Below are 15870 nucleotides of genomic sequence, written 5' to 3'. Positions count from 1 at the left end.
GTGAACCGATCCCCTCACCAGGAGTACGCATGGACCTACAGCTGACCAACAAGGCTCAGGAGGCCTTCGCCCAGGCCGCGACGACCGCGACGGGCAAGCACCACCCGAACATCGAGCCGGCACACCTGCTGCTCGCGTTGGCAGCCCAGAGCGGCACGACCACCCCGGCCCTGCTCACCGCCGGAGGCTCGAGCGTCGCCGCCGCGACCGCCGTCGCCGAGCGGGCCATGGCCGCCATGCCGCAGGTCACCGGCGGCGCCCAGCAGCCGCAGCTCTCGGCCACGGCGGGACGCGTGGTCCAGCAGGCCCAGCAGTACATGACGGCGATGGGCGACTCCTACGTCTCCACCGACCACCTCCTGCTCGCGCTCGCGCGCACGGGCCAGTTCGGCCTCGACGCCGACGCCATCGAGGGGGCCATCCCCGAGCTGCGCGGGGGGCGTCCCGTGACGTCCGACAACCCCGAGGGAACCTTCGAGGCGCTGTCGAAGTACGGCACCGACCTCACCGCCCGCGCGCGAGAGGGCAAGCTCGATCCCGTCATCGGCCGGGACGCCGAGATCCGCCGCGTCGTCCAGGTCCTCTCGCGCCGGACGAAGAACAACCCCGTCCTCATCGGCGAGCCGGGCGTCGGCAAGACCGCCGTCGTCGAGGGCCTCGCCCAGCGCATCGTCGAGGGCGACGTGCCCGAGAGCTTGCGCGACAAGACCCTCTACAGCCTCGACCTCGGCTCGATGATCGCCGGGGCGAAGTACCGCGGTGAGTTCGAGGAGCGTCTCAAGGCCGTCCTCGAGGAGATCAAGGGCAGTGACGGCCAGATCGTCACCTTCATCGACGAGATCCACACCGTCGTCGGCGCGGGTGCCGGCGGGGAGGGCGCGATGGACGCCGGCAACATGCTCAAGCCCATGCTCGCCCGCGGTGAGCTGCGTCTCGTCGGCGCGACGACCCTCGACGAGTACCGCAAGCACATCGAGAAGGACGCCGCCCTCGAGCGCCGCTTCCAGCAGGTCTTCGTCGGCGAGCCCTCCGTCGAGGACACCATCGCCATCCTCCGTGGGCTCAAGGAGCGCTACGAGGGCCACCACAAGGTGACGATCGCCGACTCGGCGCTCGTCGCCGCGGCCAGCCTGTCCGACCGCTACATCAGCGGCCGCCAGCTGCCCGACAAGGCCATCGACCTCATCGACGAGGCCGCCTCCCGGCTGCGCATGGAGATCGACTCGAGCCCCGTCGAGATCGACGAGCTCCGGCGTGCCGTCGACCGGCTCAAGATGGAGGAGTTCGCCCTCGAGCAGGAGAGCGACGCGGCGAGCAAGGACCGCCTCGAGCGCCTGCGCAAGGACCTCGCCGACCGTTCCGAGGAGCTCGCCGCCCTCAACGCCCGGTGGGAGGCCGAGAAGTCCGGGCTCAACGCCGTCGGTGACCTCAAGGCCCGCGTCGACGACCTGCGCACCCAGGCCGACCGGCTCCAGCGCGAGGGCGACCTCGGCGCCGCCTCCAAGATCCTCTACGGCGACATCCCGACCCTCGAGAAGGAGCTCGCGACCGCCCAGGAGCGCGAGGCCGCGGCCACGACCGGCGACGAGGAGCCGATGGTCAAGGAGGAGGTCGGCGCCGACGACATCGCCGACGTCATCTCAGCCTGGACCGGCATCCCGGCCGGCCGGCTCATGGAGGGCGAGTCCGAGAAGCTGCTGCACATGGAGCAGCACATCGGCGCCCGGCTCATCGGCCAGGCCGACGCGGTGCGTGCGGTCTCCGACGCGGTGCGCCGCACGCGCGCCGGGGTCTCCGACCCCGACCGGCCGACGGGCAGCTTCCTCTTCCTCGGACCCACCGGTGTCGGCAAGACCGAGCTGGCCAAGAGCCTCGCCGACTTCCTCTTCGACGACGAGCGGGCCATGGTCCGCATCGACATGTCGGAGTACTCCGAACGGCACTCCGTCGCGCGCCTCATCGGGGCGCCCCCCGGCTACGTCGGCTACGAGGAGGGTGGCCAGCTGACCGAGGCCGTCCGCCGTCGTCCATACTCCGTGATCCTCCTCGACGAGGTCGAGAAGGCCCACCCCGAGACGTTCGACATCCTGCTCCAGGTCCTCGACGACGGGCGCCTCACCGACGGCCAGGGCCGCACCGTCGACTTCCGCAACGTCATCCTCGTGCTGACCTCCAACCTCGGCTCGCAGTTCCTCACCGACCCGACGCTGAGCCCCGACGCACGCCGGGAGTCGGTCATGGGTGTGGTGCGCTCGTCGTTCAAGCCCGAGTTCCTCAACCGCCTCGACGAGGTCGTCGTCTTCGACGCCCTGAGCCGGGACGACCTCGCCCACATCGTCGACCTGCAGGTGCGGGCGTTCGCCGAGCGGCTCTCCGACCGGCGCATCACCCTCGAGGTCACCGACGACGCACGCCAGTGGCTCGCGGCCCGCGGCTACGACCCGGCCTACGGCGCCCGGCCGCTGCGCCGGCTCGTGCAGCGGGAGATCGGCGACCGCCTCGCCCGCGGCCTGCTCTCGGGCGAGGTGCGCGACGGCTCGACGGTCGCGGTGGGCGTCGACCCCGACGGCGAGGCGCTCGACCTCGTCTGACACACGGCACTCAGCGAGTGAAGAGCTCTGCGTCCCAACCGAACTCACGGGCGGCCTCGACGTTGTCCTCGCGGTCGTCGGTGAACCAGACCTCGGCGCGGGCCACCCCGCGCCCGAGGTCGTCCTCGATGGCGCGGTGGGCGGCGGCATACGCCATCGGGTCGGGCTTGGCCACGCCGAAGTCGGCGGTGTTGAGCAGGCCGTCGAAGAGCCGGGTGATCCCGAGCAGCTCCATCTCCTGCGGCACCTGGTCGGTGCCGTTGGTGAAGACGTACGTGCGGTGGCCGCCCGCACGCAGCTGCTCGAGGCGCTCGACGGTCTCGTCGATGACCGTGCCGCGGTTCGCGTGCCACTGCGCCATGTGCTCGCGCACTCGCGCCGGCTCGGGGACGACCTCCTCGAGCGCAGCGCAGATGGCGGCATACCACTCGTCGAAGGTGCGCCGGCCCGTGATGGTCGGCAGGAGCAGCTCGCTGCGGAACGCCGTCGCCGAGACGTGCCCCGCGGGCAGCCCGAGCGCTGCCTCGATCGCGGGGTCGGCGTCGCCCGGGGCGAAGTCCCGGACGACGCCGTCGAGGTCGAAGACGTAGGCGGTGTGGTCCCTCACACCGTCGAGTCGCGCTGCTCGCGCTCGTCGGAGGAGCTGGTGTCAGCCGTGTCAGCCGTGTCAGTCGGGTCGAGCGCGTCGGTGCGGTCGGTGCGACGGCTGCCCCGCGTCTCGGCCGGGCGCTCGACGCTGCCGGCCGAACGCGGCTCGTCCGCCCACGACGCGGTGCCCTCGTTGACGCTCCCGTCGGCGCGGCCGGTCACGACGTCGGCGACCGACGGGCCCTCGCGCTCGCGCCACTCCGCCTCGCGGCGCGACAGCTCGGCCTCACGGGTGTCGAGGCCCTCGTGGCGGGCCGACAGCTCGCTCTCGCGGCGGCGCAGGTCCTCGTCCCGCAGGCCGGCCTCCTGGAAGCGGCGCTCGTGGTCGAGGCGTGCGGCCTCGGCGTTCTCCTCGAGCTCGGTGACGTGGGTCGCCTCCTTGTCCTCGCGGCGCAGGCGGGCACGGCGGCGGGCGGCGGCCGAGACCATGGCCCAGCCGAGCGCGAAGAGCAGGACCGCGGCGGCGCCGTAGACGACGAGCTCGAGCGGCGTCGCGTTGCGCGTGAAGCCGAAGGCCGTGACGGCGACCGTCCCGGCGGCGGCGTGGGTCGCCAGGTAGGAGACGACGCCGACTCCGGCGCCGACGAGCAGCAGGATCACTCCGAGCAGGGCCATGGGTTCGTGCTCCTTCGTCTGGTGGCAGGGTTGTCCCGCCGTGATCGTCCCCGACCCTAGCCATACCCACATTGCCGTGGCGGACCGAGGGGAGGGGCGCCCTCGGTTAGCCTGACCCCCATGCGCATCACGGGAACGCTCGCCGCCGCTGCCCTCTCGGCGCTCTGCGTCGTCGGGGTGGCCTCCTGCTCGAGCAGCCCGGACGGGTCGACGCCGAGCGCGTCGCAGCTCTCGCCGGCCCAGCAGCTCGCGGCTGCCAAGGCCACGGTCGACGCCGCACCGTCCGTGCACCTGGGGCTCGCGAGCAGCAACGTCCCGCAGGGTGCGAGCGGTGTCGTGTCGGCCGACGGCTGGGGCAAGCACCCACCGGCCTTCAAGGGCACCTTCAAGGTGACGCTCAACGGTATCCAGGCCGACGCCGAGATCACCTCGCTCGACGGCGACGTCTACGCCAAGCTGCCGCTCGTCCCGGGCACCAACAAGATCGACCCCAAGACCTTCGGCCTTCCCGACCCGGCCGTCCTCTTCTCACCCGACAGGGGGCTGACGACGCTCCTCACCGCGACGACCTCCCCGGTCGCGGGCGAGAAGGTGCGCCAGGGCTCCGAGGTGCTGACGACGATCAAGGGCACCGTGCCCGGCAAGGCCGTCACCGACCTCTTCCTCATCGGCGACCCCAACGGCACGTTCCAGGCGACCTACGGCCTCACGGACTCCCAGGAGCTGCGCCAGGTCGTCATCACGGGCCCGTTCTTCGGCGCCGGCACGACGTCGACCTACACCCTGACGCTCGACCAGTACGGCCAGCCCGTCACCATCACCAAGCCCTGACGCGCCGGTGACGACACCACACCCGTCCGGGGCCGCTGCCGGCACGCATCGCCTCGCGCTGCTCTCGGCCGCGTCCGCCGCGGTCGCGCTGGCCGCCGCCGACACGTACGTCGTCGTCCTCGCGCTCACCGACATGATGGCCGGCGTCGGCATCGGCATCGACGCCCTCCAGCGGGCGACACCGATCATCTCCGGCTTCCTCCTCGGCTACATCGCGGTGCTGCCGCTCATCGGCCGGCTCTCCGACCTGCTCGACCGCCGGCGCATCCTGCTCGGGTGCCTCCTCGTCTTCGTCGCCGGCTCGGCCGTCACGGCGCTCGCCGTCGAGATGCCGGTGCTCGTGACCGGTCGGGTGCTCCAGGGCATCGGTGGCGGCGGTCTCGTCCCGGCCACCCTCGCCCTTGTCGCGGACCTCTGGCCGCCGCACCGTCGTGGGACGCCGCTCGGGGTCGTCGGCGCCGTGCAGGAGCTCGGCTCGGTGCTCGGGCCGGTCCTCGGCGCGGTCGTGCTGGCGTGGTCCGGATGGCGGGCGATCTTCTGGCTCAACGTCGCCGCTGCCCTCGTGCTGTATGCCGTCATCCACCTCCTCGGTCCCCGCGCGGGCACGGAGGGGTCGGCTGACGTGCCGCGCCCCACGCCCTCCGGTAGCCGCCGCGTCCTGTCGGCGATCACGGCCGTGCTGCTCGTCGTCGGTCTCGCCGTGACCGGGCTCGCGCTCGCGGCTCCTGAGGCGCTCGTCACCGACGTGACCCTCGGCGCGCCCTTCGTGCCCTTCGCCGGCAGCTCGCGCGTGCTGACCCCGGTCGGTGTCGTCGGCCTCGCGCTGCTCGTCGTCGTCGCGGTGCTGACGGCGCCCCGGTGGTGGGCCGTCCTGCGGCGGGCCGACCTCGTGGGCGCACTGCTCGTGGCCGTCGCGCTCGGCAGCCTGGTGCTGACCTTCGCGTCCTCCGACCCGGAGAAGGAGGTCGTCGGCCCGCTCGGCTACAGCCTGCTGCCCGTCGGCGCCGTCGCCCTCGTCGCCCTCGTGTGGTGGCACCGTCACGCGGCCGACCCGCTCATCCCTCGCGGCGTCGTCGGGGCCCGTGGCAGCCGCTCGCTCGTCGTCAGCCTCCTCGTCGGGGCGGCCCTCGTCTCGGTCGTCGTCGACGTGCCGCTCCTCGCGCGGCTCACCGACACCTACGACGAGACCGGTGCGGCGCTCGTCCTCGTCCGTTTCCTCCTCGCCGTGCCCGTCGGGGCCCTCGTCGGCGGCTGGTCGCTGCGCCGCCTCGGTGACGGTGCCGTCGCCGGCGCCGGCCTGCTCCTCGCCGGGGTCGGCCTCGTCGTCATGTCGCGCTGGACGCTCGCGTCGGTCGGCGACACCGTCCCGGCGACCGTCGTCCTGGTCGTCGTCGGCCTGGGCATGGGCCTCGCGCTCGCACCGGTCAACAACGCGGCGCTCGCAGACTCCCCGGCCGACGCGCACGGGGTCGCGAGCTCGCTCGTCGTCGTGGCCCGGATGGTCGGCATGGTCGTCGGGCTCGCGCTCCTCACGTCGATCGGGCTCAACCGCTACTTCGACGCGGTGCGCCGGCTGCCGGACCAGCTCGACACGGACGCGCTCATCGGGGCCGGCGTCGTGCAGGTGCAGACGGTCTTCCTCGGGGGCGCGATCGCCGCCCTGCTCGGGGCCGGCGTGGCGTTCACCCTCGGGGTGGGCCGCCGGACGAGCGCTGCCGAGCCTGCAGACGCCGACGCACCCCGCTTCGTCGCCCTCTGAGGCGACGCCGCTCGGACGTCCTGCCCGGGACTCAGACGGTGGCGGGCCGGGCGCGCAGCTCGGCGAGCAGACCGCGTACCTCGTCGGCGACGACGTCGGTCGCCTCCCACGGCAGCATGTGGCCGGCGCGGGGGATGTCGACGAACGTCGCGTGCGGGAGGGCGACGCGCAGCGCGCGCGCCCGCGTCACCGGCATGAGCGGGTCCAGGCGGCCGGCGACGATGGCGACACGCACGCGTTCGAGGGCGGGGAAGCCGGCCCGCTGGTCGACGGTGAGCAGCGCACCGTAGAAGGCGGCGAACGTCGTCAGCTTCGTGGCGGCCACCTGCTCGCAGGCGGTCTCCACGTCCGCCGGGTCGGCGTCCTCGCCGAAGAGGCCGCGCACGAGGGCGCGGATCCTGGCGTTGCCGCCGGGGGGAAGCGGCAGGCCGCGGGCGGCCAGCCGCATGACGGCCGCCTCACCGGTGCGTTCGCCGAGGGCGACGTGGGAGGCCGCGGTCGCGACGAGGAGCGCCGCCCGCACGCGTGTGCCGAAGAGGTCGGGCCGCTGCTCGGCGAGCGCCATGACGGTCATGCCGCCCATCGAGTGTCCGGCGAGCAGCACCGGGGAGGCGGGCGGCACGACACTGCGCAGCACGACGTCGAGGTCGCGTCCCGTGTGCCCGACCGACATCGACGCGATCTCGGCCCGACGCAGCCCGAGCGTCGAGCGTCCGTGCCCCCGCTGGTCCCACAGCACGACCCGGATCGGCTCGCCGGCGAGCTGCTCGACGACCGGCATCCAGCTCTCGTGGTCGACGGCCCAGCCGTGGGCAAGGACGAGCGTCGGCGCGTCCGGCGGCAGGTCGGGCTCCGCGTACGTGTGGACCGACAGGATGGCGCCGTCCGGCGTGACGATGCCGCGGCGGTCGTGGCGCCTCACGCGTCGGATCCCGTCGTCCCGACGGGCTCGGCGTTGCCGACCTGGAAGACGACGGGCGCGTGGTCGGAGGCACCCTTGCCCTTGCGCTCCTCGCGGTCGATGGCGGCACCGACGACGCGGTCGGCGAGGGCGGGGGAGCACAGCGCGAAGTCGATGCGCATGCCCTGCCGCTTCTGGAAGCGCAGCTGCGTGTAGTCCCAGTAGGTGAAGGTGCCGGGCTCGCTCGTGTGCGGGCGCACGACGTCGCTGAAGCCGGCGTCGACGACGCCCTGGAAGGCGGCGCGCTCACCGGGCGAGGTGTGGGTCTTGTCCTCGTAGTACGGGACGCTCCACACGTCGGCGTCGGTGGGCGCGATGTTCCAGTCGCCGAGCAGGGCGATCTGCGCCCCGGGGTCGTTCGCCAGCCATCCGCGACCGGCAGCCGCCAGCGCCTCGAGCCAGCCCAGCTTGTACGCGAGGTGCGGGTCGTCGAGCGAGCGGCCGTTCGGGACGTAGAGGGACCACACGCGTACGCCGTCGCACAGCGCGCTGATGGCGCGCGCCTCGGGCGCGACCGGGTCGCCCCAGCCCGGCATCCCGTCGAACCCGACCTGCACGTCCTCGAGACCGACGCGCGAGACGACGGCAACGCCGTTCCACTGGCTCAGCCCGTGGTGGGCGACCTCGTAGCCGAGAGCCTCGAACCGCTCGAGCGGGAACTGGTCGGCGCGCGCCTTGGTCTCCTGGATCGCGAGCACGTCGACGTCGCTGCGCTCGAGCCAGGCGGCGACGCGGTCGACGCGGGATCGGATGGAGTTGACGTTCCAGGTGGCGATGCGCACAGTCGGCCACCCTAGACCGCCGCGCCGACGGCCGATCCCTAGGGTGAGCCACATGACTGCACCGCGCACGACGCGACCCACGGCCCTCGTCACCGGCGCGAGCGCCGGCATCGGACACGAGTTCGCGCGGCAGCTCGCCGCCCGCCAGCACGACCTGGTCATCGTCGCGCGCGACCGTGAGCGCCTCGACGCCGTCGCCGCCGAGCTGACGAGCAGGTATGCCGTCACGGCCGAGGTGCTCGTCGCCGACCTCTCGGACCGGTCGGCCCTGCAGACGGTCGCCGACCGCGTCGCCGACCCCGAGCGTCCCGTCGACGTGCTCGTCAACAATGCCGGCTACGGCCAGCGCCGCAGCTTCCTGCGCAACGACGTCGCCGTCGAGGAGGCCGCCTTCGACGTGCTGACGCGGGCGGTGCTCGTCCTCTCGCACGCGGCCGGTGTCGCGATGCGCGAGCGCGGCCGGGGCCGCATCGTCAACGTCTCGTCGGTGGCCGGCTTCATCGCCTCCGGGTCCTACTCCGCAGCCAAGGCGTGGGTCACGACCTTCAGCGAAGGGCTCGCGAGCGAGCTCGCCGGTTCGGGGGTCACGGTGACGGCCCTGTGCCCCGGCTTCACCAACACCGAGTTCCAGCAGCGCGCGGGGATCAGCAAGCCGGGCCCCGACTTCATGTGGCTCGACCCGACGCGCCTCGTCTCCGACTGCCTCGACGACGTCGACAAGGGCCGGGTCGTCTCGGTCCCGGGCCTGCAGTACAAGGCGATCGTCGGGCTGCTCCGCGTCGTGCCGCGGTCGGTCGTGCGCCGCCGGGCGCGCCTCGTCCGCCGCTGAGTCGAGGATCTCCTCGTCGGCGATTTTCGCCTGCGAACGGGAGAGTTGTGTCGGATGTCCAGTTCGTGCAAGGGAACTCGGCGATCCTCGCTCGATCGTGCTCAGTCGCAGTGACCCGGTGTTACCGTGAAACGGCAGGAGGTCGCCGACTCCTCACCACTAGGTCCACGACCGGCGGAGGGTCGGGAGTGGGCCTTGGCTCCTACAGTTCTGGACCTGAGTGATGACAGTGAGACGGCAGCCTTCCGACCTGGGGGGTCGGATGTGCGTCGGGTGCTGGGGCGCCCGGCGGCTGCCGCCGCGTCGGTCAGATCCCGTCACGTCACCCGTTGGGATGGGTGATGATCCGTCGCCGGACGCGACGGTGCTCTGCCGTGTCACCGCCTGACCCGGGCCGAGCGGGGTTCTCGGCCTGAGTACACAAGACAAGTCCGGGGGGACCGCATGTCGAACCGAAAGTCGGACTACATCCGTCGTGAGGCGCAGCCTCGTCGCGACGTACTCATCGAGGGTGGTCACCGGGCGCCGCGTCGTCCGGGTGGCGATGACGCGATGCGCGCGCTGTGCCACGACCTCATCCAGCCGTTGGCCACGATCAGCCTGCTCGCCGACCCGCAGGTCCTCGACAGCAAGGAGCGCCTGAGCCGGATCCAGCACGAGGTCGCCTGGCTCACCGAGCTCGTGGGATCCGTCCTGGGGGACGCACCCGGAGACGACCCGGGACTGCTCGACCTGAGGGACGTCGCGACGTACGCGGTGTCGTGCTGTGCCCTCGTCACGTCGTCCACGGTCACGATCGAGGCGGAGGGGCCCGTGCCCGTGCTCGCGTCGCGCATCTCGCTCGTCCGGGCGTTGATCTGCTTGCTGGACAACGCTGCTCGGGCCGCAGGAACGGACGGGCACGTGGCGGTCGCCGTCGGTGCGAACGCCCCGTGGGCCGTGCTGACGGTCGTCGACGACGGGCCGGGGCTGGGGCGCCTCGTGCCCCAGCACTCCATCGGTCTGGTGACGGTGGCAGCTGTTCTCGAGGAGTGTCGTGGACGGCTCCGGCTCGAGAACGGTGTCCACGGGGGCGCTGTCGCGACGGTCGAGCTGCCACTCCTGCCGTGGGCCGAGGCGCGATGAGGATCGTGGTCTGCGACGACCATCGCCTCCTGCTCGAGGCTCTCGGCGCCTCCCTCGAGGCCCGCGGCCACGACGTCGTGGCGCTGACCCTGGCGCCCGACGCCGCCGTCGCCGCGGTCGCTGAGTACGCACCCGACGTGTGCCTCATCGACCTGCACTTCCCGGACGGGACGAGCCTCGAGGCGGTGCGCGTCCTGACGGCACGCCATCCGGGCACCAAGGTCGTCGTCCTCTCGGCGACGGCCGACCCCCAGGCGGTCGTCGGGGCCCTCTCCGTCGGTGCTGCCGGCTTCCTCTGCAAGGCGATGTCCCTCGATGCGATCTGCCTCATGCTCGACCGGGCCGTCGAGGGGCAGGTCGCCGTGGAGGCGACGCTGCTGCAGCGCGCCTTCCTGCCTCCGTCCGCCCACGACCCGCTCTGGGCCCTCCGCTTCCTGACCGACCGGGAGTGGGACGTGCTGTGGTGCATCACGAGGGGACTGGCGACGCAGCAGATCGCCCACCGGCTCGGCGTACAGAACAGCACGGCGCGCACGCACGTGCAGAACCTGCTCACCAAGCTCGGGGTCCACTCCCGGCTCGAGGCTGCAGCGCTGCTCGCCGACCACGGGAGCGCGGCGATCTGGCCGGCGCGACTGCGCGCCTGAGGACGACACGGTCGGCCATGTGACGTAGCCGGAGGTCGTCCAGACGGCGGGTGCGCGAGGCACCGTCCCGAACGATGCTGTGTCGATGGCGCCCCAACCTGTTCGGGTTGCGGTCTTCGCCCGACAGCAGCTGGTTCTGGAGGCGTTGGCGGAGGCCCTCGAGACGCGACCCGGCATGCGGGTGGTGGGCCGCACGAGCACGTCGGCGGGTCTGCCCCAGCTCCTCGGCTCGGGCCGGGTGGACGTGCTCGTCCTGCACGCGGTCACGCGCCAGGAGCTGTCGTCCGACCTCGTGCGCACTGCACTCGCACGCGATCACGACCTGGGGATCGTGCTCCTGACCGAGGCGGGCGCGGCCGACCTCGTGCGTGACGCCCTCGAGTCCGGCATCCGTGGATGGGTGTGCAGCGACGAGTCGCTCGACCGACTCGTGGCCGCCGTTCGCGAGGTCGGGGCGCACGAGGTGTTCATGCCGGTGTCCCGGATGACCGCCGTGCTGGCCCCACAGAGCGTCCCGACGACGTCGGACGCGTCGAACCGCCTTCTCCTGCGCCTGACTCCGCGTCAGCAGGACGTCCTGCGCTGCCTCATGGACGGGTGCTCGCGGGACGAGACGGGACGGCTGCTCGACATGTCGCCCAACACCGTCCGCACGCACGTGGGAGCCATCCTGCGGCGGCTCCAGGTCCACTCGACGCTCGCGGCCGTGGCGGAGGCCCGCCGCGGCGGGCTCCTCGGTCGGAGTGCCGAGGGAGCGTCTACCGCGAATGGCGTAGGCGGACTCGGGCGCTGAGCGGGTGTGGGGCTGCCGCCCTGTTCCTACCGTCGAGGGAGCGGGCACCACCCGCGCCCACGTTCGCAGTCTCTTCACGTCCAGGGGTAGCCATGACGGTCCACACATCCGCACCACGAGTGGCCGCGGCTCGCTCGATTCCCTTCGCGCGCACGGTGATCGGTCCCGATGCCCGCTCCGCCGTCGCCCAGGTCCTCGAGTCGGGGTGGGTGACGACGGGGCAGCAGGTCGCCGACTTCGAGCGAGAGTTCGCCGACCACGTCGGTGCCGCCCGGGGCGTCGCGGTCAGCTCCTGCACGGCGGGACTGGAGCTCGCTCTGCGGGGCCTGGGTCTGGCCCGTGGGTCGCGCGTGCTGATGTCGACGAACACGTTCTGCGGCGCAGCCGGAGCCATCACCCATGCCGGCCTCGTGCCGGTCCTCGTCGACGTCGACCCCTGGACGGCCGTCCCGGCCGAGGAGCACATCCGCGCTGCCGTGCGCGACGTCGGTGGCGTGTCGGCCATGGTCGTCATGCACCTCGGCGGCAACCCGGTCGACGTGGAGGCCGCCGCCGCGGCAGCCGGGATCGGACTCGACCACGTCATCGAGGACGCCGCGCACGGGCTCGGCACGTGCGTCGGGACGCGACCGGTCGGGTCGATCTCCCGCGCGACCTGCTTCAGCTTCTACGCCACGAAGAACCTGGCGATCGGGGAGGGCGGCATGGTGACGACCCTCGACGAGGACTTCGCCGAGGTCATGGCCCGCACCCGGCTGCACGGGATGTCCCGCGACGCCTGGCGCCGCTACTCGCCCGGGGCGAGCTGGCGCTACGACGTGGCCGACGACGGCCTCAAGGCGAACCTCACGGACGTCCAGGCAGCGATCGGTCGTGCGCAGCTGCGCCGGTTCGACACCGACCAGGCACGCCGTCGCGAGGTGGCGGCGCGCTACGACGCGCAGCTCAGCAGCCTCCCCTGGGTCAGCCTGCCGCCGCGCCCGGTCGAGGGCCGACACGCCTGGCACCTCTACGCGGTGCGGGTCCACTCAGGCTTCCCGGTCGCCCGCGACGAGCTCATCGACCGGCTCAACGACCAGGGCATCGGGACCTCGGTGCACTTCATCCCCCTGCACCGGCTGACGTGGCACGTCGAGCACTGCGTCGTGCCTGCCGGCGGGCTTCCCGGCGCCGACGCCGTCTTCGCCACCACCCTGTCGCTGCCCTTCGACCAGAACCTCACCGATGACGACGTCGACGAGGTCTGTGCGGCGCTCTGGCGGATCGGGGGCACGCGATGACGTCACAGCTGGTCACCCTGCCGGGGCTCGGCAGCGCCGGTCCCGGACTCAGGCTCCGGACCCTCATCGTCGGAGCCGGGGCAGCAGGCAAGGCTCTCGCGCGGGACCTGCAGCGAGTCGACGACTTCGGGCTGTGTCCCGTGGGCTTCCTCGACGACGACCCCGGCAAGCGCCGGGTTCGCCACCTCCCCGTGCTCGGCCGGCTGGCCGACGTCCTGCGGGTCGCGACGGCCGAGCGGATCGACGTCGTCGTCCTCGCGATCCCGGGGCTTCCCGAGGCCGAGGTGACGAGGCTGGCCACCGCCGCCGCCCGCGTCGGGGCGAGTGTCCGCAGGCTGCCGTCCTTCGTGGCCCTGCTGCGACGCGACGTCGTGGGCACGGACATGTGCTCGCTCGACGTCGCCAACCTGATCGGCCGCTGCGAGCTCCACGTCGCGTCACCGGAGGTGGCCGAGATCATCACGGGCAGAACGGTGCTCGTGACCGGGGCCGGTGGCTCGATCGGCAGCGAGCTGTGCCGCCAGGTCAACGGCTTCGTGCCCCACCGCCTCGTCATGCTCGACCACGACGAGTCCAACCTCCACCGCCTCCAGCTCGAGCTGCGGGGAGAGGCGTTCCTCGAGTCGCACGACACCGTCGTGGCCGACATCCGCGACGCCGAACGCATGCGGCAGGTCATGGGGCAGTACAAGCCGCAGGTCGTCTTCCACGCGGCGGCGCTCAAGCACCTGCCGATGCTCGAGGAGCATCCGTGCGAGGGCGTGAAGTCGAACGTCCAGGGCACCGAGAACGTGCTGGTCGCCGCGGTCGAGGCGGGAGTCGAGCGCTTCGTCGCCATCTCCACCGACAAGGCCGCTGACCCGACCTCCGTCCTGGGAGCGACCAAGGCCCTGGCCGAGCAGGTGGTCAAGAAGCACGCGGGAGGCCGCACCGTGGTCTCGGCCGTGCGCTTCGGCAACGTGCTCGGCAGCCGCGGCTCGCTCCTGCCCGTGCTCGTGGCCCAGATGGCGGCCGGACGGGACGTGACCGTGACGCATCCGGACGTCACGAGGTACTTCATGACGATCGAGGAGGCGGTCGGGCTCGTGCTCGAGGCCGCGCACCTGACGACCGGCTCGGAGACGTTCGTGCTCGACATGGGCTCACCCGTCCGGATCGTCGACCTCGTGGCCAACTTCGCACGGCAGCTCGGCGTCCGCGACGTCCACATCCGGTTCACCGGGCTCCGTCCCGGGGAGAAGCTCCACGAGTCGCTGTTCAGCGACGACGAGGAATGCCTCCCCACGAGTCATCCACGCATCTTCGGCGCGCAGGCCGTCCCCGTGCACGAGCACTTCGACGCCCTGATGCTCGCGCTCTACGACGCCGCCCGGCGGAACGCGGCGGACGACGTGCGCCGCGCCCTCGCTGCGGTGCTGCCGGTCTACCGCCCCGAACCCGGCGACGTGTTCGCCCTCCAGACGTCCGCCCCGTACCCGGACGACTACTGATGCAGCCCGCACCCCACGAGGACAGGTTCGCCCCATGAAGATCACCGTCATCGCCGGTCGCGCCGCGGAGCCGACGTCGGTCCGGCCGGCAGGCCACCACGAGGCACGCGTGTTCGACAGCGACCGCGTCCCGGCGGACCGAGACCTCGTCGCGTCGCTGAACTCCGCCACGCTCGGGATGGACCTCGTGGCGCCACCGGTCGTGCTTCCCGACTTCCACCACAAGTCGGCCATGGAGATGCCCTCGAGCATCGCCGTGGCGACGGCAGGGACGATCCGACCGACGCTCACGAGCTCCTCGGTCAACTGCGGCATGGCGCTCATCGCCCTGGGCTGCGACCGACCGACCGATGCCGCCGTCAGCGACTTCTACCGCCGGGTGCGCGAGCGCTACCCTTATCCCACGACCAACCGGCGCGACCTGTCGTATCGGGACGTGGTCGCCGCCGCCACCGAGGGCGCCGGCTTCGCCGTCGAGCGGAACGGGGTCGACCCCGCCGAGCTCGAGCGGGTGGAGGAGAGCGGCCGGATCGACCTCGCGGCGTGGGGCGGCAGCGAGCGTCTCGTCGCCGAGGTCCCCGCGCTCACGTGGCAGCTGGCCCGGCTCCGCTTCGGCACCGTGGGTCCGACGAACCACTTCGTCGAGCTGCAGGTGGTCGAGGAGATCCTCGACCCGGTCGCCGCCCGGCAGCTCGGCGTCCACGAGGGCCAGGTGACGCTGCAGTACCACGCCGGCGGCGGCGTGCTGACGGGCGAGATCGGTCACCTGTTCGCCCGCCGGCGTGACACCGCCCGCGTCATGAGGGCGGCGATGGCGGTCCAGAAGCCGTTGTTCCACATCGCCACGGCGCGATCCACCCAGCAGGTCCGCGAGCGGATGCGCCTCTTCTTCAGCTCGGCGTGCCCGCCGGTCGGTCTCGACTCGGACGAGGGGAAGCGGCTCATGCTCGCCAACGCGGCGGCGATGAACTACGGCTTCGCCTTCCGCATGGCGACCTACCAGGCACTCCGGCAGCTGGCGGCGGACGCCTTCGGCGGCGCCCCGGGCAGGCTCGTCGTCGACTCGCCCCACAACTCGATCTACGAGGAGGACGTCGCCGGCGAACGTGCCGTCGTGCACCGCCACAACTCGTGCCGCGCCTACCCGGCGCACCTCATGGTGCCCGGGACCACCTTCGCGCAGACGGGTCAGGCGGTCCTGCTGCCCGGGACGCACCGGACGTCGTCGTACCTCGCGGTCGCCGGCCCGTCCAGCGGCCAGAGCCTCCACTCCGCCTGCCACGGGGCGGGCACCGTCATCGACCAGTTCGCGACGAGCGGGGCCTCCCAGCCCGATCCCGCGGGGCGCTCCACGCTCCGGTTCCGCTACGACGACACCGCTCCGAGCGAGACGGCGCACCTCGACGACGCCGGCGTCAACGCGGCGATGTCGGTCCTGTCCTCGCACCGGATCATCCGCCCGGTGGCGCGGATGCGGCCGTTCGCCGTCCTGCACTGATTCCCGGACGTCTTGAGAGAG

Annotated in this window: 14 protein-coding genes; 10 read left to right on the top strand and 4 right to left on the bottom strand. The window is 72.4% G+C overall.

Going from position 1 to position 15870, the window contains the following annotated elements; translation table 11 throughout:
• Positions 1–29: 29 nt before the first annotated feature.
• On the top strand, positions 30–2591 hold the full coding sequence (clpB, locus tag AC1DW8_RS18335) for an ATP-dependent chaperone ClpB (RefSeq protein ID WP_056772136.1): 2562 nt from the start codon (positions 30–32) through the stop codon (positions 2589–2591).
• A 10-nt stretch (positions 2592–2601) separates the two neighbouring features.
• Here clpB and AC1DW8_RS18330 read toward each other — a convergent pair whose 3' ends face one another.
• Both AC1DW8_RS18330 and AC1DW8_RS18325 read right to left on the bottom strand, forming a co-directional pair.
• A complete protein-coding gene (locus tag AC1DW8_RS18330; protein WP_478095419.1) occupies positions 2602–3198 on the bottom strand; it encodes an HAD family hydrolase in 597 nt (198 codons plus the stop codon).
• The gene (locus AC1DW8_RS18325) at positions 3195–3854 is read right to left on the bottom strand and encodes a hypothetical protein (RefSeq protein ID WP_478095418.1); all 660 of its coding nucleotides are present in this window, start codon (positions 3852–3854) and stop codon (positions 3195–3197) included. The genes AC1DW8_RS18330 and AC1DW8_RS18325 overlap by 4 nt, the downstream gene beginning before the upstream one ends.
• Positions 3855–3974: 120 nt before the next feature.
• On the opposite strand from AC1DW8_RS18325, the gene AC1DW8_RS18320 reads away from it, so the two are divergent.
• Positions 3975–4685, top strand: coding sequence for an LppX_LprAFG lipoprotein (locus AC1DW8_RS18320; protein WP_478095417.1), 711 nt, complete (start codon positions 3975–3977; stop codon positions 4683–4685).
• 7 nt (positions 4686–4692) lie between these two features.
• Positions 4693–6444, top strand: coding sequence for an MFS transporter (locus AC1DW8_RS18315; RefSeq protein WP_478095416.1), 1752 nt, complete (start codon positions 4693–4695; stop codon positions 6442–6444).
• A 31-nt stretch (positions 6445–6475) separates the two neighbouring features.
• Here the strand turns inward: AC1DW8_RS18315 and AC1DW8_RS18310 are convergent, their stop codons facing one another.
• Entirely contained in the window at positions 6476–7366 is an 891-nt protein-coding gene (locus AC1DW8_RS18310; protein ID WP_478095415.1) for an alpha/beta fold hydrolase, read from the bottom strand.
• Positions 7363–8187, bottom strand: a complete 825-nt coding sequence (locus AC1DW8_RS18305) for an exodeoxyribonuclease III (RefSeq protein ID WP_478095414.1) — start codon at positions 8185–8187, stop codon at positions 7363–7365. Before AC1DW8_RS18305 ends, AC1DW8_RS18310 begins: the two co-directional genes overlap by 4 nt.
• A 52-nt stretch (positions 8188–8239) precedes the next feature.
• Between AC1DW8_RS18305 and AC1DW8_RS18300 the strand changes: the two genes are divergently transcribed.
• From AC1DW8_RS18300 to AC1DW8_RS18270, 7 genes are all read left to right on the top strand, one after another.
• Positions 8240–9016, top strand: a complete 777-nt coding sequence (locus AC1DW8_RS18300; RefSeq protein WP_478095413.1) for an SDR family NAD(P)-dependent oxidoreductase — start codon at positions 8240–8242, stop codon at positions 9014–9016.
• A gap of 444 nt (positions 9017–9460) precedes the next feature.
• Positions 9461–10141 carry a sensor histidine kinase gene (locus AC1DW8_RS18295; RefSeq protein ID WP_056772116.1) on the top strand — a complete coding sequence of 227 codons (681 nt, stop codon included), beginning with the start codon at positions 9461–9463 and terminating at the stop codon, positions 10139–10141.
• A complete protein-coding gene (locus tag AC1DW8_RS18290) occupies positions 10138–10788 on the top strand; it encodes a response regulator (protein ID WP_156415433.1) in 651 nt (216 codons plus the stop codon). Before AC1DW8_RS18295 ends, AC1DW8_RS18290 begins: the two co-directional genes overlap by 4 nt.
• 85 nt (positions 10789–10873) lie before the next feature.
• Complete coding sequence (locus AC1DW8_RS18285; protein ID WP_082622654.1) at positions 10874–11581, top strand: response regulator transcription factor; 708 nt, start codon at positions 10874–10876, stop codon at positions 11579–11581.
• Positions 11582–11673: 92 nt separating this feature from the next.
• The gene (locus tag AC1DW8_RS18280) at positions 11674–12861 is read left to right on the top strand and encodes a DegT/DnrJ/EryC1/StrS family aminotransferase (protein ID WP_478095412.1); all 1188 of its coding nucleotides are present in this window, start codon (positions 11674–11676) and stop codon (positions 12859–12861) included.
• Positions 12858–14351 (top strand): polysaccharide biosynthesis protein, encoded by a 1494-nt coding sequence (locus AC1DW8_RS18275; protein ID WP_235509528.1) that lies wholly within the window; start codon positions 12858–12860, stop codon positions 14349–14351. Before AC1DW8_RS18280 ends, AC1DW8_RS18275 begins: the two co-directional genes overlap by 4 nt.
• A 34-nt stretch (positions 14352–14385) precedes the next feature.
• Positions 14386–15849 carry an RtcB family protein gene (locus tag AC1DW8_RS18270; RefSeq protein ID WP_478095411.1) on the top strand — a complete coding sequence of 488 codons (1464 nt, stop codon included), beginning with the start codon at positions 14386–14388 and terminating at the stop codon, positions 15847–15849.
• Positions 15850–15870 lie beyond the last annotated feature (21 nt).

The organism is Terrabacter sp. P2_E3, from assembly GCF_056403915.1.
Note: the sequence above shows the minus strand (reverse complement) of the source record. Positions and strands in the feature narration are given on the sequence as shown.